The 25,368-nt window shown below is 60.8% G+C and carries 17 protein-coding genes and 3 pseudogenes; 7 read left to right on the top strand and 13 right to left on the bottom strand.

Annotated features, from left to right (window positions below):
- Nucleotides 1-152: 152 nt before the first annotated feature.
- On the top strand, nucleotides 153-545 hold the full coding sequence (locus G5S42_RS08650) for a tautomerase family protein (RefSeq protein ID WP_176110437.1): 393 nt from the start codon (nucleotides 153-155) through the stop codon (nucleotides 543-545).
- 622 nt (nucleotides 546-1,167) lie between these two features.
- Nucleotides 1,168-2,196, top strand: a complete 1,029-nt coding sequence (locus G5S42_RS08645) for a glycosyltransferase family 9 protein (RefSeq protein ID WP_176106374.1) — start codon at nucleotides 1,168-1,170, stop codon at nucleotides 2,194-2,196.
- A gap of 161 nt (nucleotides 2,197-2,357) precedes the next feature.
- On the opposite strand, the gene G5S42_RS08640 is transcribed toward G5S42_RS08645, so the two are convergent.
- The 4 genes from G5S42_RS08640 to G5S42_RS08625 all read right to left on the bottom strand — a co-directional run bounded on the left by G5S42_RS08640 (nucleotide 2,358) and on the right by G5S42_RS08625 (nucleotide 12,560).
- On the bottom strand, nucleotides 2,358-4,070 hold the full coding sequence (locus G5S42_RS08640; RefSeq protein WP_176106373.1) for a class I SAM-dependent methyltransferase: 1,713 nt from the start codon (nucleotides 4,068-4,070) through the stop codon (nucleotides 2,358-2,360).
- A gap of 38 nt (nucleotides 4,071-4,108) precedes the next feature.
- Nucleotides 4,109-8,221 carry a hypothetical protein gene (locus tag G5S42_RS08635; protein ID WP_176106372.1) on the bottom strand — a complete coding sequence of 1,371 codons (4,113 nt, stop codon included), beginning with the start codon at nucleotides 8,219-8,221 and terminating at the stop codon, nucleotides 4,109-4,111.
- A complete protein-coding gene (locus tag G5S42_RS08630) occupies nucleotides 8,221-11,745 on the bottom strand; it encodes a hypothetical protein (protein WP_176106371.1) in 3,525 nt (1,174 codons plus the stop codon). Before G5S42_RS08630 ends, G5S42_RS08635 begins: the two co-directional genes overlap by 1 nt.
- A 614-nt stretch (nucleotides 11,746-12,359) precedes the next feature.
- Nucleotides 12,360-12,560 (bottom strand): hypothetical protein, encoded by a 201-nt coding sequence (locus G5S42_RS08625; protein ID WP_176106370.1) that lies wholly within the window; start codon nucleotides 12,558-12,560, stop codon nucleotides 12,360-12,362.
- Between G5S42_RS08625 and G5S42_RS08620 the strand changes: the two genes are divergently transcribed.
- Complete coding sequence (locus G5S42_RS08620) at nucleotides 12,560-12,991, top strand: hypothetical protein (RefSeq protein WP_176106369.1); 432 nt, start codon at nucleotides 12,560-12,562, stop codon at nucleotides 12,989-12,991. The two genes, G5S42_RS08625 and G5S42_RS08620, sit on opposite strands and share 1 nt — an antisense overlap.
- Nucleotides 12,992-13,448: 457 nt before the next feature.
- On the opposite strand, the gene G5S42_RS08615 is transcribed toward G5S42_RS08620, so the two are convergent.
- Nucleotides 13,449-13,862, bottom strand: coding sequence for a hypothetical protein (locus tag G5S42_RS08615; protein ID WP_176106368.1), 414 nt, complete (start codon nucleotides 13,860-13,862; stop codon nucleotides 13,449-13,451).
- Here G5S42_RS08615 and G5S42_RS08610 point away from each other — a divergent pair.
- On the top strand, nucleotides 13,849-14,952 hold the full coding sequence (locus G5S42_RS08610; protein WP_176106367.1) for a hypothetical protein: 1,104 nt from the start codon (nucleotides 13,849-13,851) through the stop codon (nucleotides 14,950-14,952). The genes G5S42_RS08615 and G5S42_RS08610 overlap by 14 nt on opposite strands.
- A 631-nt stretch (nucleotides 14,953-15,583) precedes the next feature.
- Here the strand turns inward: G5S42_RS08610 and G5S42_RS08605 are convergent.
- From G5S42_RS08605 to G5S42_RS08595, 3 genes are all read right to left on the bottom strand, one after another.
- Nucleotides 15,584-15,877 carry a hypothetical protein gene (locus G5S42_RS08605; protein ID WP_176106366.1) on the bottom strand — a complete coding sequence of 98 codons (294 nt, stop codon included), beginning with the start codon at nucleotides 15,875-15,877 and terminating at the stop codon, nucleotides 15,584-15,586.
- A gap of 204 nt (nucleotides 15,878-16,081) precedes the next feature.
- On the bottom strand, nucleotides 16,082-16,426 hold the full coding sequence (locus G5S42_RS08600) for a DoxX family protein (RefSeq protein ID WP_176106365.1): 345 nt from the start codon (nucleotides 16,424-16,426) through the stop codon (nucleotides 16,082-16,084).
- A gap of 2 nt (nucleotides 16,427-16,428) precedes the next feature.
- Nucleotides 16,429-17,406: an NAD-dependent epimerase/dehydratase family protein gene (locus tag G5S42_RS08595; RefSeq protein WP_246391876.1), complete on the bottom strand. Its 978-nt coding sequence runs from the start codon at nucleotides 17,404-17,406 to the stop codon at nucleotides 16,429-16,431.
- A 75-nt stretch (nucleotides 17,407-17,481) separates the two neighbouring features.
- Between G5S42_RS08595 and G5S42_RS08590 the strand changes: the two genes are divergently transcribed.
- Nucleotides 17,482-18,087: a TetR/AcrR family transcriptional regulator gene (locus G5S42_RS08590; RefSeq protein WP_176106364.1), complete on the top strand. Its 606-nt coding sequence runs from the start codon at nucleotides 17,482-17,484 to the stop codon at nucleotides 18,085-18,087.
- 151 nt (nucleotides 18,088-18,238) lie between these two features.
- Here the strand turns inward: G5S42_RS08590 and G5S42_RS08585 are convergent.
- Nucleotides 18,239-19,479 (bottom strand): annotated as a pseudogene (locus tag G5S42_RS08585) (alpha-hydroxy acid oxidase).
- Between the two features lie 85 nt (nucleotides 19,480-19,564).
- On the bottom strand, nucleotides 19,565-20,497 hold the full coding sequence (glaH, locus tag G5S42_RS08580) for a glutarate dioxygenase GlaH (RefSeq protein ID WP_176106363.1): 933 nt from the start codon (nucleotides 20,495-20,497) through the stop codon (nucleotides 19,565-19,567).
- A 95-nt stretch (nucleotides 20,498-20,592) separates the two neighbouring features.
- On the opposite strand from glaH, the gene G5S42_RS08575 reads away from it, so the two are divergent.
- A complete protein-coding gene (locus G5S42_RS08575) occupies nucleotides 20,593-21,510 on the top strand; it encodes a LysR family transcriptional regulator (RefSeq protein ID WP_176106362.1) in 918 nt (305 codons plus the stop codon).
- A 134-nt stretch (nucleotides 21,511-21,644) separates the two neighbouring features.
- On the opposite strand, the gene G5S42_RS08570 is transcribed toward G5S42_RS08575, so the two are convergent.
- The gene (locus tag G5S42_RS08570) at nucleotides 21,645-22,268 is read right to left on the bottom strand and encodes a cysteine hydrolase family protein (protein WP_176106361.1); all 624 of its coding nucleotides are present in this window, start codon (nucleotides 22,266-22,268) and stop codon (nucleotides 21,645-21,647) included.
- 254 nt (nucleotides 22,269-22,522) lie between these two features.
- On the opposite strand from G5S42_RS08570, the gene G5S42_RS08565 reads away from it, so the two are divergent.
- Nucleotides 22,523-23,035: a winged helix-turn-helix transcriptional regulator gene (locus G5S42_RS08565; protein ID WP_176106360.1), complete on the top strand. Its 513-nt coding sequence runs from the start codon at nucleotides 22,523-22,525 to the stop codon at nucleotides 23,033-23,035.
- 11 nt (nucleotides 23,036-23,046) lie between these two features.
- Here the strand turns inward: G5S42_RS08565 and G5S42_RS08560 are convergent.
- Nucleotides 23,047-24,269: pseudogene (locus tag G5S42_RS08560) on the bottom strand (YbfB/YjiJ family MFS transporter).
- Nucleotides 24,270-24,335: 66 nt separating this feature from the next.
- A pseudogene (gene acuI / locus G5S42_RS08555) lies at nucleotides 24,336-25,317 on the bottom strand (acrylyl-CoA reductase (NADPH)).
- Nucleotides 25,318-25,368: the final 51 nt, after the last annotated feature.

The raw sequence follows: 25,368 nt of genomic DNA, 5'->3' as shown, positions 1-25,368 counted from the left end.
TCGAGGTAATGCTCGTGCGACTCTTGACCACTGACTTATCTTTCCTCGGCGGGAACATATGCAGTAGCCTAACCTCGTTTGTACTGAACGCCGCCGACTTCGAAGTGGCGCTTCATGGCAACCGAGCGAACTTCGTCAATGGAGCTCTAGAAATGCCACTCGTGCGAATCAATCTGACAAAGGACGCCTCGCCCGAGGCTGTTCGCGCTATCAGCGATACCGTGTACGAGGCGATGATCAATGTCGCCAACGTCCCGCAACACGATAAGTTCCAGATCATTACTCGCCACGCGCTAGACGAACTGGTGTATCCGGCCGATGGATATCTCGGCATCTCATACTCTCCTGGAATCGTGTTCATTCAGGTCACCTGGAACGCGGGCCGCACTATCGACGTCAAGAAAGCCTTTTACAAGGCGGTCGCTGACGGAATCCATGCGAAGGCGGGGGTGCGCAAGGAGGACATCTGGATCAGTCTGACAGACGTTGCAAAGGAAAACTGGTCCTTCGGCAATGGCGAGATGCAGTACGCGCCCAAGGAGTAAGGTAGCTGGTGATAGTGACCGTGGTGGCGGGCGTCGCGCCCGCCTTCGGAAGAAGCATTGCTGTCTGCGCCGTGCAACGCAGAAGGTCGCATGGCCCTCTTTGGCGTTCGACCGTGTAATCCACTGAAAGACCTGCCTTCGAGAGGACGTGGAGATCTCGCCGCGCGCCGCCGGGGCCGTACCGCGCATCCGTTGGAAGCGCTCGGATGCTAACGACCTCATTGATTCGCGTAACCAACGGTCAGCGCTCTACCATCCCTCGACAGCACCACCACTATGCAATGGTGATTCTGTAGCGGCAGAATCGCGGGCAGCCCTGCGTGCTGCGCGTAGCCAGCAACGCGTCTCTCGCTCGGTTCGGGCCATTTGGCTGCGGAACAATCGACGGCCGCGTTCAGGGTGCTCCGCACGAACGGCAATCAAGAATTACCTCTTGCATTTGACGAGGCAAAGGCTACTATTTCATCGGTCGGCCGATCGTCTGGAGGCGTCGGTCAGTCATGATCTTCGCAAATAGATCGGACCGCCGCATGGAGCAAGTGACGCCTTGCCTTGACGGTCGCAACGGCTTAGACGCTCGCCATGTCCAAACCCTATCGGCATCGCCTTTGAGGGACTTCCAATGCGCCGACTGATCCTGCGCAACATGCAGTCTCCCGGCGACATCGTGATGCTGACAGCCGCCCTGCGTGACCTGCATCTTTGCTATCCGGGCCAGTTTCTTACCGACACGCGCACGCCATGTCCGGCGCTGTGGGAACACAATCCCTGGATTACGCCGCTCAACGAGGACGATCCGGATGTCGAAGTGATCGATTGCGAGTATCCGCTGATCCACCGGAGTAATCAGCTTCCCTATCACTTCATCCACGGTTTCAGCCAGTTTCTCAACGCGAGGCTCGGACTCGACATCCGGCCGGCTTGTTTCCATGGCGATATCCACGTGTCTGACCAGGAAAAGCGGTGGTACTCGCAAGTCGAGGAGATCGTCGGCGAGGCGTTGCCTTTCTGGATCGTCGTTTCAGGCGGCAAGCCCGATTACACAGCGAAGTGGTGGGATCGCGAACGCTATCAGCAGGTAGTCGATCATTTTCGCGGTCGCATCTTGTTCGTGCAGGTCGGCGAAGGCGGACACCGGCACCCGCCCTTGCGCAACATTATCGACCTGCGGGGGCGCACCGATCTTCGACAGCTGGTCAGGCTCGTCTATCACGCTCAGGGCGTCTTGTGCCCGGTGACGTTACTGATGCATCTCGCCGCGGCCGTCGAAACGAAGCCGGGCATGCCGCCGTCGCGACCGTGCGTGGTTGTCGCGGGCGGCCGTGAGCCCACGCATTGGGAGGCGTACCCGACGCATCAGTTCATACATCGCGCGGGCGCGTTGCAGTGCTGCGCAGACGGCGGCTGCTGGAGGTCGCGCGTCACACCGATCGGCGACGGTGACGAGAAAGACCTGCCCCAGAATCTCTGCGTTGATGTTGTCGGCCACCTGCCGCGCTGTCTTGACATGGTGACAGCATCCGATGTGATTCGCGCCATCGAGCTTTACTTCGAGGGGGGTGCCGTTTCGTATCTGGCGCATCCGGGCCAATGGTTGAGCGCGCTGACGCACGGGCGCGCCGAGAACGCGCACGCGTCGCATAGCCGTTAAGGAACGCTCCGTCCGTGGTTCGCATCCTTCTGTCAAGAAACAGTAGCCCGTAGAGCCGCGTGATGCGCGTAATCCACCGGTGCGTCGTAGCTACGCCAGAGCCCGTCAGCGGATCTAAGTAACGGAGAGAAACTCCGGCCACTAGGCCGCCACGCAGAACATCAGGGCGTCGTCCACCACACGGCCCCGGAAGGACTCACCTCCACGCGCGTAAAGCGTTGTTGGACGGCCTCACGGACCGAGTCCCACCCGTAATCGTCGCCGCAGATCAATCCTCCTGGCCTGAGCTTAGGCCTCCAGACGTCGATATCGAGGAGCACGGTGGACGTTTCATGGCATGCATCTATAAACACGCAGTCGATGCTCGCATCATCGAACAGATTGGCTGCTAGCCCCGAATGTCCCGGCACGGAGGTCACGCGCAAAGTCGGGTACCGTGCAAGATTGTCCATAAACCGCCTCCTTGATGGCAGAGGCCAACCATCCATCGAGCCGTCCATGTTTCCCATGAACGATTCAACCGCGTAAAAATCGATGTCACGGTTGGCAAAGCGCATCGCAAGTGCAAGAATCGACCCGCCTTCGTAACAGCCTATTTCGACGTATCGGTGTATGGATCGACGGTTTGAGACCAGTTCGAAGACTTCACTCATACTACCGCCGCCGAGTGACATCGCGCGTGGAACGCCATTGAGTACACGATCGATCAACGCATCCGTAATCCCTTCCCACCTTGTTCGCGCAGGTGGGTAGACCTGCATGATCTGGGAACAGAAATGAAGTAGTTCGCCCGGCAAATGGTGACTGTTGGGAGGTATGAGCAAAAAGGGATCCCTAGACCAATTTGAACATTGGCCGAACCAGAACATCGCCAAGTACCAGACGTACGGATACGTCTGCAGCGAACGCGTGCCGCTCACCTCGTCGGCATGTTCACGCGACCAGAATTTGGCGGCGCCGCCGCAGTGAAAGGAGCGTTGCGCAAGGCGGCCAGCCGTGAGGTTAATGAAGAGGCCGTCGCGATAGTCAAAAATTGAATCCCAGTACACCCAGTGCTGGCTCCACAACGCGTTATCAAGCAACTCGACGCGATCAGGGGCGTTTTCAGCAAAAAGCACAGCGTTGAGCACGCCTTGGTCACCGTGACCGGGAAACGGGCCTTTCGCATTGAAATCGGCCGCATTGCAACATTGTGCCCACTTGCGCAACACGCGTTTGTTCGCGTCTGTAATCGCGCAAAAATATAAGGAGGTACTCATATAGCGCTGGTTACGCGCGGGCGTTTCAATACCGTATACACGGTACGATTCGTCATAGTCCGCGCCATCACCGTCCCGGCCCCCGAGAAATTTCCCGGTTGCAAAACAACGCTCAATCTCCGCGTCGACGTTGGAGCAAAGTATACAGTCGGAATCGATGCCAACTACCACATCGTAGTCGTAGTGTTCGGCAAGTGTCCAAGCAGCGTACGCTTTCAACTCCCACGCGTTCACGTAAAGTCCGGCGGCGCTATATTGCGAGGAGTCCATGAGCACGACGCGTGCTGCCGCAGCGAGGCATTCACGTTGAGCCTCGCTCAGCGGGCACTTTTCGTTGACAACGATGAAGATGTCCGCCTCCGGTTGAAATTCAAGTACGCTGTTGACCGTAGCGAGGGTGCCAGGAAAGAAGTTAAAGTCCGTTACGGTGACAAAAGCATACCGGACCAGGTTTTCCCCGGGGGTATGCGGATGCGGTTCCCACCCCGGCTTCGATAGAACCGCCTGTTCCGACGAACCCGTCGCGGTCGCCATGTCGCGCAGACGCGCAAGGTCATTCCGTAAGCGGCGGATCTCATTACGCAGCGTCTCTTCGGTCCACGTTTGTTGATCCATGATTGCGCCTCGGGAATGCTTGATCGATGACAGCAAGCTCAGAGTTTTAGAGCATGGTGCTCCACGAAGACGATGCGGCGTCCTTTGCGCGTCGGCACCTTGCCATAGGGATTCGCGCCGTCGACGACATATTCCTCGTATTCCGCGACGACAAGCCTTAGATGCCCGCACGCGTCCTTCTCTGGAACCGACACTTGCCCGTTCCAGAGAACTTGCGCGGGCGCGCCCGTCGCAGCCGCGCCCGCGCCTGGTGTCACGACGGCGCCAGTCAGCAACTGCCAACCAAAATCGTCGCCGAGACGGGGCTCCAGCCGCTCGACCCAGACCTCGATCACGCTGGTTTTTGCAGGCACGACGTCGGCTGCGGCGGACTCGCTCTTTGCCTCCTGCCATCCACTCGAACTCGCGTAACCGGTACCGGACACGGTGACCTGCCATTGGCGTGGCTCTGTCGCCGCGATGGCCACCCACCGGCCCGGCGCGAGCGCCAGAAAATCCGCCAGCACGATTCCCGACAGCCATGCCTCGTCCGCCGAGATCGGCTGGTAGCGCGCCAGCGCGAGACGGATCAACGGGAAGTAGGAGCCTGTCGCGGCAATCTCGATGTCGCAATGCCACAGTTGCCGGTCGGCATCCCAGAAGACGTCGTGTGGCGCGACCTCGAGCTTGAGCGTGCCGGCTGGCACGCCCGGGGGATTGAAGCCCGTTGCCTTGAACGTCCCCGGCCGCTGATCGGCCTCGGTGGCCGGGGCGCCGGGTGGCAGCCATTTGCCGCTTGCATCGGGCGCGAAGCGCGCGAGCGGGAAGTCGCCCCGCCGCGGGCCAATGCCCGCAACCAGCGCCGAATCCCACACCGGGTCGTTACCCCACAAGGTCGCGTAGCGCTTGAGAGGATGGCCGTTCGGCTCGCTCTCGGGGTCGCCCGTGAAGTCCGCGGGCGGCAGCACCACCGCGAGCATTTCCCCATAACCAGAAACGTTCCACGGCCGGTCCAGATACACGCGGATGCCGCCGCGTCGTTCGCTGACCGCGTGGCCGTCCGTATCCTCGTCACGGCGCCAGCCGAAGGTCGGCACTGCGTAGAGATACGAGGGAACGGGAGGCGGTGCCGAGTTTGGTATCCATCTCACGCTGCTCGATCCGCTCACCTTGATGTGCTCGTCGGTGGTCGTCGTCGCGCCGGAGTCGTCCTGGCCCGTCAGGATCGCGGCGGGCATGAATTCGCGAAACCGGGTTGTCGCGTCAAACGCGTATTCGATCCGCCGATAGCGAGTGTCGTGAAATTCGTGCGACTTGGGCAGGATGCCCTTGAGAAGCGCGTTGATGCCGACGAGGTCCGCTCCGGCAATGCTGTGCTCGGGATGTCCGCCGCCCGGGTTACCGTCCTGGACGTTCGCGTAGTCCGTACTGTCTGTAATTTTCACGGAGAATGCGACGTCGTCGCGCTGACGGTCGCCCGGCGCCGCGCCATCGTCCGAAGGTTCATGCCAGCGGGCCAGCAGGTCGAGGCGATCGGTGGTAGCGAGCGAGCAGTTCACGAGCATCATCGGTCGTACGGAAGTGCTGCCCAAATCGCGCTTCATGATCTGCAAGAGCGAAATGTCGGGCGCCACGAGGGGGCGCTGCACAGCATGCACGATCGTCAACTCTCGTGCTGGCGTGAGCATCCAGTGTTGTCCGTTAAGCGCCCGCGTGCGCTGCGCGTTCTGGTCGAATGCCTTCAGCCACCCGAAGATGCCCATATTTGCCAGTGACGCGTCATCGAGCGTCGACGACAGCCTGATGCGTGCACGCACGCCCTTGGGAAGAGGCACGCGCAGGCGCCGGCTGGCCGCATCGAACCACGGTTTCGCCGCCCCGCCGTCAAAGACCTCGATGACGAAAGGTTGTGCCTCGGGCCACGCGCCACCGGGGTAGAAGGGGACCAGGATGATCTCGTCGTCCGCGATGTTCGGATGACTGAATATGCGCACCGCGACGGTGCCCGCATATGGATCAGGCAGATAGGTCATCGCCCTCCCGTCTTCGTACACGGCGAAGGTGGTGTCGGAGGGCGATCCGCCCAACGGCCCCTGCATTGGTAGCGTAACCTCGCGCAGCACCGCATCGGGATCCTGCGCGTCTCGATCCTTGTCATGCGCGAGCATCGTGAACGTAGAGGGATCGACACGGCCTGCGTGATCGAGCATGCCGTGATGCTCGACGTCGCGCGCGCTCACGCGCGGCGGCAGCGCGGCCCGATGCGCTTGCTGTGCGGACGGCGTGTCACTATCCGCGGGTGTGTCATTGAAGCTGCGGATCGCCATGCAGTTCATCGATTCGCCCTCCGCCGGCGCTTCGACCGCGCCGCCGTCCGACAACAGTCCAACCACCGGCGCGGCCACCGGCTCGAAGCGAAGATACGTCTGCGCGTGCGCGTCAGGTTGCTCCGAGCCAAAGTCACCAGTGCGGAACGGCAATGAGTTACCGGCCAGATCAACAGCGCGCGCCCTGATCCAGTAGCGGCGGCCAAATCGTAGCCGAGGCAGTGAGGCCTTCACCGCCTTAAAGCGCGAAGTGAGCTGCACACCAGGCGGCACGTCCGCCTGGGTACCGTCCGGTGCCTGATCGACTGCGTCGTTGGGCAGGATAGCCTGCCCGGGCAGCGGCGCCGCGAGACTCCAGCCGTGCCATGTCATGAGGGCCTCGTGCAGCGAGAGCACCTTGGTGGTGCTCGCTGGGTCGGGTGGTGTCGTGGCGGCGAGCCGGATGGTGCTTTCCTCTTCGCCCGCCGCTGGCTGCACGGTCACTTTGCCATCGCCTAGCGAATAGGTCGCAGTCCGGCGGCACAGTGAGGCCCAGGCACCCGTCGTCGCATCCCAGATGTCGAAGCGATAGCCGCGCACCAGGTCCTCGGCATGCAGAGGAACCCTATCGGACTTACTGCCGCCTATCTGATTCTCGAGGGAAGCGTTGCGGTCCTTGTTTGCAGCGAGACGGCTCGACAACCAGTCGCCGCGCTCGCGTTCCACGAGCATCAGTCCGGCCGTCCTCAGTGCCGGCGCGCCGATCGCGTCTTCCTGCCGGGTGACGGGATCAACGCGCGCATCCGGATCCGTGCGGCGCAGCAGCGAACGGGCAAAATTCATCGCCTTCAGTCCTGCACTGTCGATGTCCGCTTGCAGTAATGTGAAGCGCTTCGCATCGAGATCGAGCAACCCGTCTTTCACCAGATATTTCGCCCCCGGATCGGACGTGGCTTCGAAGGACTTGGCGCTCAGAAGCGTGCGCGTGACGGGCGCAGCATGGCCAGCGACGTGTGTGGCAAGGGCGCCCTTCGGAAAGACGAGCTGCACCGACAGGTCGGCTTCATTCGACGCCTTGAAGTCGTTGGAGAGAAGCAGATCGACAACCAGACCAAGCTTTCGCAGCAAGGTCGGGTAAGAGCCCATGGACGCGACAATCTGATGAAACTCCAGTTGTTGCGCCAGTTCATCGGGCTTCGGCATTGGCGGACTGACATATTCGTTCCACGCGGCCTTAATGCGCGGGTCATCCGTTCGCGTCACTTGTCGGCGCGCAGCCGGGGCGAGGGGAGTATGAAAGTCACTGAATTGCTGGAGCGCGAAGTTCAATTCGCGCGAGTCGGGGCCGGGAATGTCCCCGTCGATCTCATCCAGCAAGAACACCGCCGTCATCCATTCGCCCCAGTCTCGGCTGTCGACGAAATCCGAGACGGGCGGCAAGTTGTCGCCTGCCTTCGCGGCCAGGTCGCCATAGAGCGACGCCACGCGATTTCCGAGATCGGTCGCGTCGAATGTTTTGATGGTGTGCTTCGAGTAGTCCGTGAAGCTGTAGCTCCGGACACCTAGATCGGCACGGAAGAGTGCGCGCCAGACCGCGGAATCGGGCATGCCTAGCGTCGGGTCCAGCCGGTCGGTTGAACCGCCGCCGCCCATCGCCACCGATACACTCTTGTGGTTGTACGACACCTTCAGGCTGCCCTTCGCCAGCGAATTCGGCCAGTCGAGCCAGTCGGCGAAGCTGTCGAGTCTCTTCGGGTCACTTTCGCAATCGAGCCTTGGAGAGAGAAAGACCGAAAGCCGCAGTTGCTTGCCATCGTCGCTGTAGCCATTCGGCAGCGCGGTCAAAACGAACGATTGCTGGGCCATCAGACCGCCTCCACGGCGAACGCGTCGCAATAGTCGGCCCAGACCTGTTCGTTAGGGACCTGGTCGATGAACTTCGGATCTCCGGCGCTGCCCGCAAATTCCCGCCTGCAACGCACCGAGACGGACGTGCTGAACATGAGGATGTCAATCTCGACGGTGAGCTGCGCCTCGCCGTATACAATGGATGAATTGCCGGCTTTCTGGTAGCCGAGTTGCAAATTGAAAGTCAGCGACACTGAAATGAGTGCGAGTACGCACAGCTCGCCGTGAATGCGCACATATCCGGCAAGCTCAACCGTGCCTTGGCCTGGTGTCGGTTCGAGCCAATGGAAATATACGCCGGCCTTGATCTCGACGCTGCCGGACGCGACGCCGAGATCGATCGCGACCATCGCGCCGAACTCGAGCGCTGCCTCAATCTCATTTACACCCGCCGACGAGATGCCAATGCCGAAGAAGCCACCGCCGCCGATCATCGACACCGCCAGGCTAAACGGGTGCTCGCGTTGCGAAAAATAAAAGTTAACGCGCGCCGGGGTGGCGTCGAACGGCAGGCTGAAGCTCGCGCCTAATGATACGTTCGACAGCACGAACACGCCGACTCCGATCGTGGGCAGCGTCAACGAATAGGAAGCGCCGATTCCGCTTGGCGTCACCTGGATCGCCGGCGGATCGGAGAAGCCGTTGCCGGGAATGACCTGCCGCAATGCATTGACGAACTCGAGCGGGCCGCCGAAGGTCACCGCGTCCTGGCCGTCGCGCAGTTGTACGGAGACGTCGGGCTTCTGCCCGCGCTTTGCGTTGAACTCGAGCTTTTCGAACCAGAGGATGATGAAGCCGAAGAGGTTGACCTTGAAGTTGTTCAACGTCGCACTCGCCTGAATGGTGGGCGAAGCCGCAGACTGAATCGGCGTGGTCACGATGCCACTCATCACGAGCCGCGTGTCCGGTCCGCTCGGGTCGGCGCGCGGGATGATCAATCCAGCAGGATCGCTGCCGACCACCGTGGTGCTCCAGTCGAAGCTCGCTTCGACGCGATCCGGGAAGTCCCGCGATAGAATCTTCGGGACTTCCTCGCCCGCAAGAGAAGCGCTCTTTTGCACGATCGCGCCGAGGTCGATCCCGCCGAGCAGCGTCGCGTTGTTGAAGAAGTCTGTCGGGTCGAACGTTGAGTTCTTCACATTACCGAGAGCCGTGAGGACCTGGTCTGCGGTGCTCGCGGTCTTCCCTGCCACCGGACCGGCGAGCTTCGACAGGCCGAGCAGATTCATCTGCGGACTCGCCAGCGCGCCGAGCGTATCGCTCTTCGCCTGGTCCGTACCTCCACCGAAGTTCAGCGCCTGCGAGCTCGTGAACTGCAGGAAGACCTGTCCGGCGTTGGCGGTGGCGTCAAAGCCGTTCTCGGAATAAAACTTCGGATAGGTCACCTCAGAAATAAAGCCGGGCTTGCCGAGCAACTTCTGCACGGGTTTGATGCCCACGTTCGCCCGATATATTTGCGGATAGAAATTCGGGTTCGTGTTGTCATGGACAGTGACCGGGCCGGCGTGCAGCGTGATATCGGCCGTGGGGAGCTTCGTGTCACCCTTGTCTGCGTCGGTGCCCGGTGCGTAGGCCACCACGCTGCCGCCGAGCGACGTGCGCAACTTCGGTTCGGGCTGCGCGGCGTTGTAGGCCGCGATCAGGTTGCTCGTGGTGTTGGTGTTCTGGTTTGCCGGATCGCCGACGAACATCAGCGGCATCGAGAAGGTGACGCGGTTGCCCACCAGATCCGTCGCCGCAATATCGAACATCACGTCGGCCGGGTTGTTCGGGTCGCTCGTTGGCACCATCGGCCAGAACAGCATGCGCGCCTCGATGGTTGGGTTCTGGTAGGGATCACCGGCCGTCGGATCGGCCGCCACGTGACTCGCGGTGCCAACTACTCCGGGGTCCATCAGGTCGGGCGTGATGCGCGTCAGGATCTCGACGCTCGTGAACGGGAAGTCTCGCCCGTTATTTGGAGAATTCGTGCCGTCGTAACTCCGTCGCTGCTGACGGACAAGCAGGAAGAATCGCTGTCGCAACACAGCGATGCGCCCGGGCCCATCTTTGCCGAGCGGCTCGAAGCGCCGCTCGGTCACCTTGACGAGCGAGGCCGCGTGGCCAAACGGACAGAGAAAGCCGGCATACACAACACGCACATAGTGATCGCGCCCAAGCGATGCCAAATGTCGCCACTGCTCGAGGTCGATACCTTCTGGCCTGACCTCCCAGTTGCCTTCTGCGTCGAGCAACGCACCAAGCGCCGACAGATGCAGCCGCTTGGCCTCACTGCCGATCGGGCTGTAGCTGTTGCCCTTGCTCGGCGTCGCGTCGAAGCCCGCCATCAGCGTAACGAGCATCGAGCGGTCCACCGGATCCAGGCTCATACGGATCACATCTGGATTGGGACGGCCGGGCGGAGGGCCTGGCAAGCTGATCACCTGGTAGAGCGTGGGAAGTTCCGACTGCGGCCTATAGTCGGGCGACCAGATCGCGCGCATGCGGCCAGGCGCGCCGGGACCGGTACCTGATGAACCAGACGACAGTCGCGTATGCCATAACTCTGTGTGACCATTTCGCGTCACTGGCGTGATACTGTGCGCCCACCGCGCCGGTTCGAGTGGCGATGTGATCACCCGGTAGGGCAGTTCGAGCGCGGTCACGCTGTCTGGCGGCTCCTGAGGTCCGAGCAGCAACGTGAAGAACGGCAGCGTGGGTAAGCGCGTGACGGCGCCTGGGCTTGCCTGACCGAACACGCTGAACGACTCCAGCGCGGCCATCGACAGAGCGGTCAGGCTGGCCGTGCGCGCCGCATCACCGCGCAGGGCCGGATACTGCTGTTCAAGCGCGGCCGCCGAACTCAGAAGATTTTGCCGCAATACCGCAGTGACGTGCGCGGATTCATTGCCAGACGTCGTCGACGCGCCAGACAACATGCTCACCGCCTGTTGCGCGAGCTGTATCCCGGATTGCGCGATCGCATTGGTGAGCGACGCTGCGTTCTCCGGCGCGCTGCCGGCGAGCTGACTCAGGAACCCGGATGTCTCATTTTTCAGGCTGACGAGCGCTGGATCGCGGACCAGCTTCCCGATCCAGTCAAAGCTGATTTGCCCTCCAGACGGTTCCGGGACTGCGCCGCTTGCGCGCCGCATGGGCCAGTCGCGCAGCGCCCCAAGAATCGTCGGCAAATCGAATGCGATGCTCGATTGCTCGTCGGGCATCGACACGACGATCCGGCTCGCTGCGGCCATCCGGACGCGCGCAACCGGCAGAACGCCGGGCACGGCGTCTTCAGTGCCGGCAATGTTCTGCGGCGGATAATTCTTGTCGGCGGTGACTTCCTGCTGGCCGGCGGCCTCGGCGTCTTGCCCTATCGTTTGCAGGAACGCCTCTTCTCCAAAACTTTGCGGCGGAAACTCTACGGCTATATAGGAGTCGCTCGCGGTACGGTCAAGACGCGGCGGATTCTCCAGGAACGCGAAGCCAGAAAAGCGCAACATGAGGACCAGCAAATCATCCGGACGCAGCACCTTGATGCTCGCTGGAAATACAAGCGGCCCCGACTCACCACATGGTTCACCTTCGCCCGTTTGCAACTCATTCTCACGTTCCGTGTCGGACTCGCATGGTTCGGCCTCCGAAGGGACGACGCAAACCGGTTGAACGCGCGGTGGGTACGGTGCGTATGGAGCATAGGGCGGATAAGGAGCGTAAGGCGGATACGGCGGGAAGGGCGGATATGGCGCAGCAAACGTGACCGGATGAGATGCCGCTGGAGCGGCCGGGTCGCACGGAACGCAGCCACTCCCTTGTTGTTGTTCGTCATCCGGATTTTTCACGCGAGGTCTCCTGCGGCCTGGTAGGAAAACCGTGGATAGCGTGCAGGCAAACCAGACACTAAAGGCCGCCTTTGCATTGTCGAAATATTAGCATTCGCACGTGGAACTGCTAGGATTTTGATGAGTGGCTCTGGGCGTGCGTTTAGCCTGCGTAAGGGTATGGGCGCCTTGACCGTATTCACGGAGGTACAGCCATGCCCGCGCAATGCAATGACGATGATCGGCGGGATTCGCTGCGCGATCTACGCGACGACATCGACGATCTCCGCCAGCAGCTAGCCGATCTGCGCCACGAATGGCATCACGGCGAAGCCCCACGCCATGACGATCCGCTTGTCGATGCGCTGATCGATCTGCGCCGTCGCCTCGATGCGCAGCATGAGGCCGACCGGCGCGCGGACCGTGCGCTGTGCGCGCTCGCCGAGTCGGTCGAGCGCCTGGCGCGAAGCGTGCACGAGTGCAACGAAGGCTCGCATTGCTTACCATCCTGTGGATGTCCGCCTTATCCGCCATTCCCTCCGTATCCGCCATTTCCCCCGTATCCGCCGTTCCCGCCTTATCCGCCTTATCCACCGTGCGCGCCGTGCCCGCCGACGCAGGTCTGCTGCTCGCCGCCGTGCGTTTCGTGCAAGCAGCCATGTGCCCCATGCAAGCCGCCGAGTTCGAGCAGCAGTTCTTCGTCATCGCCGTCTGCGAGTGCACTTCAACCTACTCGTGGCACTGGCTGATCGCGATCTCAAGCGCGTCCAGTCCAACCTTTGCTAACGATGTCTTGGGAATGAACGGGCAATCGAGGAAACCGGATTCCTTCCGTGTACCCGCAACAGGAGACATGACATGTCGTATGACGACGCACCGTTCGAGTCCGATCTGCGCCGCCGGATTGAACGGCTCCGGGACGAACTAGACCGGCTGCGGCTGGACTCGGCTAATGTCAGCGAACCGTCGCTCCGCGAACGATGCGACGATTCGCGCAGGGACTGGCGTGATGACAGACGCTCGCTCTCCGCTGAGGCAGAGCGGCTGAAATGCGCGCTGGCGGACGCGAGGTGCGAACTGCACGCCTGTCGAGAGCGGGAGCGCAAACGGGAGAACGAACGTTTGCACGCGGAGGAGCGGGAGCACGCGTTGCGGGAAGAACTCATCCGGATGACGGAAAGTCTAGCGTCATGGCTCGGCGACGAGAACTCACGAACGGATCGCGCACGACTCATCGACGTGCTCTGCCGCGAAATCGAGTGTTTGACGAAGGAGATCGGCAGGTGCAAGGACGGAGCGCACCAAGGTGGCTCCGCGCCGCCTTGTCCGCCATATCCACCGTATCCACCTTTCCCGCCGTATCCCCCTTTTCCGCCTTACCCGCCTTATCCGCCGTGCTCGCCGACGCAGGTCTGCTGCACGCCGCCGAGTGTCCCGTGCAAGCCACCATGTTCCAGCAGCAGTTCTTCTTCGCGTCTCAGCAGTTCGTCGTCGTCCTCGTCAAGTCCCAGCAGTTCGTCTTCTTCTTCATCGAGTCCCAGCAGGTCGTCGTCGTCCTCGTCAAGTCCCAGCAGTTCGTCTTCTTCTTCATCAAGTCCCAGCAGTTCGTCGTCGTCCTCGTCAAGTCCCAGCAGTTCGTCTTCTTCATCAAGTCCCAGCAGTTTGTCGTCTTCTTCATCGAGTCCCAGCAGTTCGTCGTCTTCGTCATCTAGTCCCAGCAGTTCATCGTCTTCGTCGAGCAGCAGCTCGTCCAGTTCGAGCTCCAGTTCCAGCACGACGCCGAAATTGCGACGCGTCATCCTCGCGGGAATTAGCAATGCGGGCGCATATCTCACTCCGTTTGTAAATAATGAGAGTCAGGGTCAGGGTGTGCTAAGCGAGATGCTCGCGGGCGTGTGGGACTTCAACAGCGATGCGAGCCAAACGGGGGCCGGCGCGCCCGACCCCTCAGGCTTTATCGTCGTGCCGACCGTCCAGAGGCGGCTTTATTACCAGCAAAAAACGGTGGCACAATTCGACTACAATACCGGCGTCACGATTCCCGCAGATGTCTCCCGCTGGAGCGATTATCAGAATCAGTCCACTCTGGGTGAAATACCGCCGCTACCGCCTCTCGCAAGCAATAGCGCCATCGGGGGCGACTTGGGAAACGACAATCAGGATGTGGTCGGCAGCTTCGTCTATGCGCATCACTTGATCCGCGATTTTATGTTTCTGGATGCAGCGCGCAGCGACGATCCCGCTCAAGGGGGCGCGGATAACGTTGTTCCAACCGGCGAGCGACTGTTCACTGCTGTTTTGAACCAAACGGTGCTTCAACCCGTGTTTGGCGCCCCACTGGCCCTCTACACCCGGGGAGTGGGACCTCAAAGCTATAACAAACTGCTTCTCGCCAGCAACGGTTCGGAGGTGACAGATACCTCCAAGCCGGCGTTCTCCTTCGCCTCTAAAATCGTGGGTTATTCCGCCCTGTTGTACGAGCTCCAGGGCCAAGATGCAGACAAAACGAGTCCAAACTGGTTCGGAGTCGTCGTGCCTGCAGGACAGGTCAAGGTCAATTGGTCGAGCGTGGTCATTTACTTTCACCCGAGGCCGAGACAGGCGAACTATTTCGACACTGACTATCCGAATAAGGCGACCATGTCCGGCTTTACCAAAAACGGCGTACGCCACGCGGACTGGAAACAACTGTTCGGCTACGTCGATCGCTTGGGCGCCCAATTGGCGGGCGCCATCATAGACAATCAGGATTGTGGCCAGGTCGTGATCGTTCCATTCATGCAGGAGTCGGACGCAGGCACCGCCGGAATATTGCCTACGCAGTGGTATTTCATTGTCAGCGACATTCTGGCTAGTGTCATGTCACTGAGGGCGAGCGGACAAATCTGATGCGTTGATGTCACGGCACATCCCGTCATGGACTGGCCGCCGTCGATGGGCCGGGGGGCTCGCGGTCAAGACTGGATACCTCACTCAGGCGTGAGTTTCTGCCTGTGCGGGAAACGCCATCGAGTCAGGATCCGAAGAGCAAGACGGACGATGCGTTTGGCCAAACGCCGCCCCAACTTTCCTTGGCCAAGGGAGGGTCAATCCAAAGCGGACCTGCAACCACGCTGATCGCCGAGCTTCAAGACACTCCGTTTGGCCAACGGATTCTGACAAATGACGGAGTCGACTGATCTGGGATTTTTGCATCCCGTTTGAACGCGAGGCGCGAGGGGCGGTAGGTGCGCCGAAGGAATGCATTCAAATGCCTGAGTCGCGTGCATTTTCCGTTGTTAGTTACACATATCAGCCTTTTGAGGATCTCGTGACCGATACAGAATACACGTTGGCGTTGGCAGTAGACTTATACAAAAATGTATTATCCCTCGTGTCACGCGCATCCCGTAATGATTGATCACCGGTTGTCAGTGCGGAGTAGGAACGGAGGATTACAGTCGCCGGAATCTGGAATGGCTAGACTCTTGCCGGGACTTTGGACAATTCTTGTTAGGGTGCCCGCCTTGTCGGCCGGGAATCACAACAACTTCGGTGACTCAGATTGCAAGTGGTAGGCGTCGCCTTCCTGCCGCGAGACGAAGCCTTCGAACACGAGTGGGGAAGTGGTGTGGGCGGGCGAGTCCGGCGACTGCTCAACAAGCCCGAGAAGGCGTCCGTTCTCCTCGATCGCGTGCACGAGCTCGCGACACAGGTCCGGAAAGGCCGCAATGAGTCGCTCACCGAGCGCGGCACGTTGTGTCGCCGCATCCGGGCCTTGCGCGGCCGCAAGCGCTTCGTACGTCGCCTTCAGGTCAAAAAGCTTTTCAAGCATCGGATTTCGAAAGGTTGGGTTGGAACGGTCATGCTTTTATCGGTGGTCATTCGGTGACCGCACAACGAGCGTATTCGCTAGAGTACTGCCATGAGCACGCCCCTTCCTTCGGCTATCCGTGTGCCTATTTTAAGTACTTGCAGCACGGATTGCCCGCGCGGCCTGTTAGTTTCCCAGGGCCGCTCGCCTGATGGCGGGGAAGCCTCAACCGCGGGCAGCCAAGGTGACCACAATCAAAGCCGAAAAGACCAGCGCCGGGGCGAGATGCCGGAATGGCTCCCGATTTCGCACCAACGTGAAGAGCGCGCCGATCATGATCGCACCGGCCAACGTTAAGCCCAAGACTCTGGTTTGTTGTCCAAGAAGAAGTGCCGCACTGAGCAATTCGAGCGCGCCACAGAGCAACTGAAACCATGCCGGATAGCCCCAGCGTGCGAAGTCGCGCTTCACCGCGCCGGGCCTTGCGAGATTGACCACGCCAGCAATCGTGAACAGCACCGCGACGATCATCGCTAGGGTTGATTCGAGAGACGCACTGCTCCACGCCATCGTCATGCTCCGTTAGTTTGCTGAAAGTGTTTTGGTGCAGAGAGGTCCGCAATCAGGCCAGGGCCATGGGGTTCCCACTCGAGAACTCGCCGGGCATGCTGAGCGCTTACTGTCTGGTCGAGCGCCAGTGCGTCAGCGAACGATCCAAGCGATTTGCGAGCATCGTCGAGCGGCCAGAGTTCGACACGATCGGCGCCGACCGAGGCCCGAATCGCTTTACCCATTTCGGCAACGGCAACAGCATCTTCCGCGACCACGTTGAAGATCTGTCCCGTGACTCGACTGTCTCCGGTTGCCGCCTGTTCCACCGCGCTCAGATAAGCCGTGGCGAGATCATCGACGTGAACGGCCGGCCAGTGATTGCGACCATCGCCGACGACCCTCACACTGCCAGTCTGACGGACCATCCCGGCAAGCATGCCGAAGATGCCGCCACCGTAGCCGTGCACCATCGCCGGCCTGAGAATCACCGCGGCAATCGAACGGCTCGCTGCTAGCGCCCGCACATGTTGCTCCACTGCGGGCCGCCAGGCGACGAGTGGTGTCGGGTTCAGCGCTGATGCTTCAGTCGCGGGTTCTCCCGCAGTATTGCCGTAGACCCAGGTGCCCGACGTATAGACAAACACCGCGCCCGGACGCAAATGCGAAAGCATCGCTACAACCGCGGCCTCATCAGCAGTAGCGGCGGAAGCGTCGTTGGTCGACGCGGCGTGCACCACGCCATCAGCGGCACTGGCAGTCACAGCGAAAGACTGTGGCTCACGCAGGTCGCCGACATGGAGTTTCACACCGAGACGTGCCAGCGCGCTGGCAGCCGCCGACCTGTCCTGGCGCACCATCGCCGTCACCTGATGGCCGCGGCTGATTGCCCTGCGCGCGATTGCTTGCCCGATGTAGCCCGTACCACCCGTAATGAATAGTTTCAAAGCGTTCTCCCCAACGATTGCCTGCGAAGTTGAATAGTCACCAAACGAGACCAAGCAGTCTCGTTTCAGCGAAGGTAAACGAGACTGATCAGTCTTGTCAACTACCCGGCGATCTGGTATTTATTTCGTATGAACGCTTCCTCTCTTCCTGGCCTGAGCCCGCTGCAACGCCGCAAACGGACTGCCATCCTCGATGGCGCGAAAACCGTTTTTTTAAGCGAGGGTTTCGGCCTGGCAACCATGGACGATGTCGCGGCGGCCGCCGGCGTCGGCAAACAGACGGTCTACCGCCACTTCAAGTCGAAGGAGGCGCTCTTCGTTGGTCTGGTGAGCTCGATGTGCACTCAGGTGGGCGGAGTTCTAGCCAGTGCTCAGAACGAGCAATCCGATGGCGCACCCGAAGTCGAGCTGCGCGAGTTGGGATGGGTGTTGGCACAAATCCTGATCACGCCGGATTATCTCCGGCTTTACCGGGCCATCGTTGCTGAGGCCGAGCGTCTTCCGGAACTCGGCCAGGTGTTTTACGAAAATGGGGCAAAGGTCGTGCGTGCCTTCGCCGCAAAAATTCTGCGAAAGCGATTTGACGAACCGACTGCTGCATTGCGAGCAGCTACATTCGTTCAGTTGGTGCTAGGCGACGCGTATTTGGAACTGTCAATTGGCTACACGGTGCCCGATGTTGAAGCGCGCTTTGCGCTGCAGATTGACGAGGCGGTGACGGCTGCACTTCGCTAAGGAGCGCCGCATAGGAGGCTGCGAAGCGCGCCCAGCGCCGCGCAGGGGAGGTAGTTTCTTGAAGTCCACTGGATGCGGAATCCTGATTTATTGGCGGTTGGTGTTTTCGTCCACCGGCAGGGTCACACGTGATCCGGTCGGAACGCGCCGTTCAGGCCAGTATTGCGCGATCGATCTCGCCAATCGCTACCTTGCCGAGCATCGCCATGTTTCGGTCGACTTCGTCCCTGAGAAGGCTGATCGCATGTCGAACACCCGACGCGCCGCCCACCGCGGCGGCGTACATGAACGGGCGCCCGGCGAATACGAAATGTGCGCCGAGCGCGAGCGCCTTCAGAACATCTCCCCCTCGCCGGATCCCGCTGTCCAGCATGACGACGGTCTTGTCTCCAACGGCATCACAAATCTGCGGCAACACGGATAGCGGCTCGACCGCCCCGTCCAGTTGGCGCCCACCGTGGTTCGACACGATGATCCCGTCCGCGCCAATCGCGAGTGCGCGCTGCGCGTCGTCCGCGTGAAGGATCCCTTTGATGACCAGATTGCCGTTCCAACGTTGACGAATGCTTGCGATGTCGGACCATGACAGATGGTCGCGACCGGCGGTATCGCGTACCGCCGAGTCGGACAGCATCGGCGCCCCTCGTGTCGCGAACGAGTTCTCGAAGTGGGGCATGCCGTGATTGATCAACGTCCGGGCGAAAGTGCCAAGCAGCCAGCGTGGGTGGGAAATGCCATCCATCGCAAGACGCAGCGATGGTCGCAACGGCAGCGAGAAACCGGTACGCACGTTGTTTTCGCGATTCGCCCAAACGGGAATGTCGACTGTGAGGACGAGCGTAGCGAAGCCAGCGGCCTTGACACGCTCGATCAGGGCGTCGCGGCGCGCGACGTCGCCGGGTAGATAAGCCTGGAACCAGGTGCCAGGCGCTGCCGCCTGCACCGCCTCCATGGGAATGAGCGAGGAGCCGCTCATGATCGCAGGGATATTTTTTCATCCATCGCGGCCGTGGCCAACGCAATGTCGCCCCGATATGCCGAGATGGCACTGATTCCGACCGGAGCGATTCCGAACGGAGACGAGTAGGTGTGGTTGAAGATCGTTGTCTGCTGCGATCGATGAGACACGTCGACAAGCACTCTTGTGCGGAATTTCAAGCGTTCGAACGCAGCCCGATTCGCCGCGATCGACATTCCGTCCTCCGCTGCGCCGGAGATATAGCCGTAGAGCGGACGCGGCAGAACGCGCCGTGCCGCCCGCTCGAAGTCCGCGAGCGAGAGGATCTGGCGCAGCCGCCGGGGGAGATGTTGCTTGACCCCGTAAGCCGCTTGTTCAACTCGCCCGACGGACGTCGTTTCGTGCACGCTCACGTGCTCTGCGTAGTCGTTCATTTCACCGTCTCACTGTGTTACATCGAAATCGCTGCGTTGGCCCTCGGCGGTCGGTGTGCCCGATCATGCCAGAGAGCGGATGACATCAATACGCAAACGAGCCGCGCTGGCGCATCAGCTCGCGGAACAGCGATTCGTTCGGTTGGAATGGCGCCCGACCGTGAAGGTAAAAATAGTTGTTCAGCACCACCAGACCGCCGACCGGCAAAGACACTTCCTTCGTGCCGGCCGACGTTTCCATCGACTGGGACAGTGAGCGGAGAAATGCCGCTTCTTCACGGTTGGACGGCTGAACGAACTGGTCGATGAACGAGATCGACAGACCAAATTCGCTTTGAAAGAACAGCGGCCGCTCGATCTGCTCGCTGACGTTCTTGGAATCGGATCCCTTGTAGAAGAACGGCTTGGTTCCGAGCTTGTGATTGACGAAGCGATCGCGCTCTTCCCAGTCGTCCAGGTGCAGAAACCGCGATTCGCCGCCGACCGCGCTTCGCTCCGCGAATTTCATCATCAGCAGCCAGTCCGTTGCGTCGCTCACGTACGTGCCGTCGGTGTGCATCGTGAACAGCCGGTATGCCTGACGAAGATATGAGTCGCTGTTATCGGTGTGCTTCACCACGAAGCGGGCGTAGTACGTTCCCGACATCGCATCGTGATTGCTCGGGCCGAGGAAATGACCGATGGCCGTACCGAACTTCACGAAGTCAGAAGGGTCTTGCGAAAGGTCCTGGAGGCCGATGGTGAAACCGCCGTGCCGACGGTCCTTGACCAGCTCGACGAGCATGTCGGCAAAGTCGTCACCGAGACGCTCGACCAGCAGATCGGCAAGGTGATGGCGCATGAACGGGACATACTCGAGATTCTGGACGTCGATATCGCGCACGTCCGCCAGGAATCCGGTCAGTGCGTTCGGGTCGACCGTCACGTTCATGATGCGGTGATGGGTGGGATGCGCCGACAAGCGGAAAAGCGGTTGCCGGTGCGTGATGGAACCAGGGTTGGTGGTCAGTGCGTCCATGTTGTCCTCCTGTTGTTTCAGGGCTCTATTTGATGCCTCTTCTTTGATATCATCCAGACGCATTGCGCGAATGTTTATTCGCTCCTGGAGATTAAATGATCGACGCCCGTCAACTGCGATACTTCGTTGCTGTGGTGGAGGATCTGCACTTTGCCAAGGCAGCGGATCGCTTGAACGTCGCGCAATCTGCGCTCAGCGCCCAGATTCAACGCCTTGAGCACGAGATGGGCGTTCGTCTCCTCAACCGCAACAAGCGACAGCCCGTCACGCTGACCGATGCGGGGCGTTTGTTCCATGCCGAAGCGGTTGCGGCGCTACGTCATATCGAGCGTGCGGATCAGGTCGGCCGGTTGGCGGCCAGAGGCCTCGCCGGTGTTGTGCGGATTGGATCGGTCGCATCCGGCGTGAGCAGCGGCGTGCTCTCGAGGATGCTGCGTCAGTTTCGGATCACGCACGGTGACGTGCGAATCGAGGTCCTGGCCATGGAGACTCCGCGTCAGTTCGAGGCGCTTGTCAGCGGCGAGATCGATGTGGGTATCGTGCGGCCCTGGCGCCAACATCCGGCGGGGATCGTGGCCACGATCGTACAGACCGAATCCCTTTTGGTCGCGATGGCCGAGGATCATTCATTGGCGGCAAGCGACCACGTGTCGGTCAGCGAGCTAAAAGATCAGCGTTTTATTTCCCCCCACTTCGACGACGACGGAGGATTCAGCGAGGTGCTCACCGCGCTGGGCTTAGCGGGAGGCTTCGTTCCTTTTCTCGAACATCGCGTTCATGACTTTATCGCCGCGATCAGTCTTGCATCGGCCGGTTACGGCGTGGTCGTTGTCCCGGAATCGATGCGCAACTTCACACAGCCGGGAATTTGCTATCGGGCCATCGCGGATTTCGAGTATCCGTGTCATCTCGCAATGGCCAGCAGGCGACGGGAGTTTTCTCCCGCCGTTCGCGCATTCGTGAAGGAATCCTTCGCGCTGTTCTCCGGCCTCGCCCCATCAGACCCAGCTTGAATTGAACTCGCAGGTCTGTCAGTGACGATCCATAGATAGTCAATCACCATCCCCAGATGGTAATCATGGGTGAGTCCTTCATGGGTTGTTGCTAATGGATTGATCGCTAGAGTCCGTCATCGTCGGCATAACACCTATGCCGGCAGTGCTGTCAGCAATTCGGCCGTCGTGACGATCGAATGGGCAAACGTGGGTCCGTTCAGTTCGTGGGCGGCTCGCATCATTTCCGGCGAGAAGGCGGCGGTCGCGTCGCGCACGAGCGTCACGTGATAGCCGAGTTCCATTGCGGATCGCGCGGTGGCTTCGATGCAGGTGTTCGCGAGCAGGCCAACGGCGATGACGTGCGAGATTTTGTGCTGCTTGAGCTGGAAATCGAGGTCCGTGTTGGCGAAACCGCTTTGCGCCCAATGCTCGTGGATGATGATGTCGTTTTCCAAGGGAACAAAATCGGGGTGCCATTCGCCGCCCCACGTCCCTTTTGCGAAGGACTGGCGCTTCTGCACGATCAGTTGCGTCGGATTCGGATGGTCCCAGTCTTCGTAATCGCCAGGTTGCCAGCGGCGATGCGGGACGTAGAACACCTGGATGCCAGCTTTGCGTGCGGCGCTCACCGCTGCGCGCAAATTGTCGAGAAGCCGAACGTCGTTGGCGACTGCCTCGATCATCGGAAAGATCTTGCCGCCATGCGACAGGAAATCGTTGTAAGGGTCGACCAGCAAAAAACCAGTGTGTTCGGCGCGATAGATAAGGGCAGACATCGTGTTCTCCCGAAAGGGGGGTTGGGCGGGGCGTGTCGCAACCGGAGCCCGGCTGCGCAATTCGTCTGCGCGGACTTGCGCGCGCGGACGTCACACGAATCGATTATAAATATGAATATCATAGAAACAAGTCTAAGCGTCGTATCCATAACCAGTGTCAGGTTTTGAATGGACAACGGGTGACTCGGTCAGCCGTGTATGCGAGGGATACGAATTCGTGTTACTATGAAAAAAAGAGGTTCTGCGGAGGCGAAATGAAGCGTAGAGAGAAGGTAATGGCCACGGTATGCCCGGTTGCGCGATCGACGGAAGTTGTCGGTGACAAGTGGACAACGCTTGTCCTGCGCGAGATGTACATGGGGGCGACCCGGTTCGAGGAAATCCAGATTCAGACGGAAGCGACGCCACAGATGCTGGCCACGCGCCTGAAGTCGCTGGAAGCAGACGGGATGATCGAGCGCCAACCGTATCAGAAGAGGCCGGTACGGTACGAATACCATCTCACACAGAAAGGGCGGGCGTTCTATCCAGTGATCCAGGCGATGCGTACATGGGGTGAAACCTGGTGCAAGAGCAAAGGCGAGGAAGTCGCCGTACGGTTTATGCATCGGGTGTGTGGGCACGAGGTCGGGCTTGACTATATCTGCCCGTCTTGCGGCGAATACGTAGAGCGGAGCGATCTCGACGCGGCCTTGAGCCCGACGTTTGCAAAGGAGCGCGAGAAAAGACGCGAGGCGTATCGGGCCGCGAAGGCCAGGTCTGGGTGATCCCTCCCGCGCTAGCGCTCATGCTGCTCTGTGCGCCGAGCCTGCATGATGACGTCGGCGAGGAAGGCTAGGGTGAGCGCGCCCGCACCGCACAGGAAGACGAGCGCGTAGTCATCGTGAAAGCGGGAAAACAGATCCGAGTAGCCATAGCCGCCAAGCGCCTGAAAGAGTGCAAAGGCCGTGGTCGCGCGGCTCCAGGCTGCGCGCTGTTCGAGGTGATTGTCACGCACCAGCTCATGAATGCGCCCGAGCACGAGTGGCACGATTCCGGGCGTGAATACGCCAATGACCACCGTGGCGACCCCGAACACGAAAGGATTGCCCGTCTTCGCGAGCACCACGACCGCGATGGCCTGCAATGCGAGGGCGGCGCGCCAGGCTGGACCGAAACCGATGCGATCGCCAAGGTTTCCGCAGATCATCGGGCCGGCGATGGCGGCGAGACCGTATAACACCCAGTAGTTCGCACCAACGGCGGCGCCCCGGCCGAGGCCCCGGGCCACGTAGTCGACGAGCAGCACGATCACGGGCACGAGACCGAGCGCGTTAGCAGCGTATTGTGCGTAGAAGACGCGCAGCGCGAGCCTGCTGCGGTCTGCTCCGTGCAACGGGGCGACCTGTGGCGCGGGACGGTTCGTCGCCGGCCAGCCGAACCAGCTCAAGGCCGTGAGCGAGAGTGAGAGCGCGCCGAGGCCAAGCCACGTGTCGCGCAACCCCATGTGCAGAAGTTGCGGAATCAGCGTGCCTGATGCCGCAACTCCGAGACCCAGGCCAAGGAAGATCATTCCGCTCGCGAAGCCACGGCGCGGCGCAGGAATGTGCGGCAGGATCGACGTCGCGACGAGCACCATGATCGCGCCGCCCGAGATACCCGACAGCAGACGCCAGAAGAAGAACCACGACACCGACACCGGCCACGCGCACGTGAAGAATGCGATCGTGACGACCGCCATCAGGAGCCGCAATGCGGACCGGTGGACAGCCACGCAGCGAACGGGCGTCCCACCATTGCGCCGATCAGGTAGCCGGCGAAGTTCGCCGCTCCGAGCGTGACGGTCTGTGGGGATGTGAACCAGTGCGCCTCGATCAGCGAGGGGATGAGCGGTGTGTAGGCGAAGCGCGCCAGACCAATGGCGACCAGACTTCCACAGAGCCCGGCAAACGTGGCGAACAGGGCACGGGCATCGAGCGACGAAGCTTCGCACCGGTGGCATGAAGAAGGAACGGCGGACACGCTGAACTCCTGAATCAAGATTGCTGCTGTGCGCACAGTCTCTGGAGACGAATGACGACAGGGCATTTATGCATCGACGTCGACGATGGTACGTCCCCGAACCTTGCCTTCCAGGATCTGGTGCGCAATCGCAGGAACCTTGGCGAGTCCCACTAACGTCGTCGCGCGGCCGAGCTTGTCCAGGTCGAGGTCATGCGCGAGCCGCGACCAGGCCTCGACGCGCACTGCCTGCGGGGCGTTGACGGAATCGATGCCCGCGAGGGTCACGTTACGTCGGATGAAGGGCAGGACCGAGCCGGGGAGGCCCGCGCCTTGCGCGAGGCCGCAGGCGGCAACCACGCCGCGGTACTGGGCCAGCACGTTGGCGAGCGTGTGATGGCCGACGGAGTCCACGGCACCGGCCCAACGTTCCTGGGCGATCGGTGCACCCGGTTCAGAGAGCGTGCGCCGGTCGATGATCTCCGCCGCGCCAAGGTTGCGCAGATATTCGGCCTCTTCGAGGCGTCCGGTTGATGCGACGACGCGATAGCCGAGGCCAGACAGGAGCGCAATCGCGATCGATCCGACGCCGCCGTTCGCGCCAGTAACGAGGACATCACCGCGCCGAGGCGAGAGGCCGCCATGTTCGAGAGCCAATACGGAGAGCATGGCTGTGTATCCGGCGGTGCCGATCGCCATTGAGTCCATGGTAGAAAGGACCGCTGGCAGCTTGACTACCCATTCGCCTTTGACGCGCGCCTTCTGCGCAAATCCGCCGTGATGACTCTGGCTTAATTCCCACCCGTTGACGACGACACGATCGCCAACCGAAATGCCGGGGTACGCCGATGCCTCGACGGTGCCGGCCAGGTCGATACCCCGCGACTAACGGAAACTCGCGAATGATCTCCGCGCGTCCCGTGATGGCGAGCGCGTCCTTGAAATTCACCGTTGAATACTCCACGGCGATCGTGACGTCACGGGGCATGAGATCCCGGTCGTGGAAATTGACGATGCGCGTCGAAACCGCGTCGCGCGGCTTTGTTGCGAGCAGTGCCTTGAATGACATCAGACTCTCCTGAGTAAATTGTCTTTCGGCGGCTTGTGCTACGTCGAAGCC

The sequence above is a fragment of the Paraburkholderia youngii genome, from assembly GCF_013366925.1.
Taxonomy (GTDB): Bacteria; Pseudomonadota; Gammaproteobacteria; order Burkholderiales; family Burkholderiaceae; genus Paraburkholderia; species Paraburkholderia youngii.
The sequence above is the reverse complement of the archived record's forward strand: the minus strand, read 5'-3'. Positions and strand labels throughout refer to the sequence as shown.

What these genes read in the sequence shown, in the direction of transcription:
- G5S42_RS08650 (WP_176110437.1), top strand. Translation starts at nt 153, where the DNA reads ATGCCACTCGTGCGAATCAATCTGACAAAGGACGCCTCGCCCGAGGCT.
- G5S42_RS08645 (WP_176106374.1), top strand. Translation starts at nt 1,168, where the DNA reads ATGCGCCGACTGATCCTGCGCAACATGCAGTCTCCCGGCGACATCGTG.
- G5S42_RS08640 (WP_176106373.1), bottom strand. Translation starts at nt 4,070, where the DNA reads ATGGATCAACAAACGTGGACCGAAGAGACGCTGCGTAATGAGATCCGC.
- G5S42_RS08635 (WP_176106372.1), bottom strand. Translation starts at nt 8,221, where the DNA reads ATGGCCCAGCAATCGTTCGTTTTGACCGCGCTGCCGAATGGCTACAGC.
- G5S42_RS08630 (WP_176106371.1), bottom strand. Translation starts at nt 11,745, where the DNA reads ATGTTGCGCTTTTCTGGCTTCGCGTTCCTGGAGAATCCGCCGCGTCTT.
- G5S42_RS08625 (WP_176106370.1), bottom strand. Translation starts at nt 12,560, where the DNA reads ATGCGAGCCTTCGTTGCACTCGTGCACGCTTCGCGCCAGGCGCTCGAC.
- G5S42_RS08615 (WP_176106368.1), bottom strand. Translation starts at nt 13,862, where the DNA reads ATGACGCGTCGCAATTTCGGCGTCGTGCTGGAACTGGAGCTCGAACTG.
- G5S42_RS08605 (WP_176106366.1), bottom strand. Translation starts at nt 15,877, where the DNA reads ATGCTTGAAAAGCTTTTTGACCTGAAGGCGACGTACGAAGCGCTTGCG.
- G5S42_RS08600 (WP_176106365.1), bottom strand. Translation starts at nt 16,426, where the DNA reads ATGGCGTGGAGCAGTGCGTCTCTCGAATCAACCCTAGCGATGATCGTC.
- G5S42_RS08590 (WP_176106364.1), top strand. Translation starts at nt 17,482, where the DNA reads ATGAACGCTTCCTCTCTTCCTGGCCTGAGCCCGCTGCAACGCCGCAAA.
- glaH (WP_176106363.1), bottom strand. Translation starts at nt 20,497, where the DNA reads ATGGACGCACTGACCACCAACCCTGGTTCCATCACGCACCGGCAACCG.
- G5S42_RS08575 (WP_176106362.1), top strand. Translation starts at nt 20,593, where the DNA reads ATGATCGACGCCCGTCAACTGCGATACTTCGTTGCTGTGGTGGAGGAT.
- G5S42_RS08570 (WP_176106361.1), bottom strand. Translation starts at nt 22,268, where the DNA reads ATGTCTGCCCTTATCTATCGCGCCGAACACACTGGTTTTTTGCTGGTC.
- G5S42_RS08565 (WP_176106360.1), top strand. Translation starts at nt 22,523, where the DNA reads ATGAAGCGTAGAGAGAAGGTAATGGCCACGGTATGCCCGGTTGCGCGA.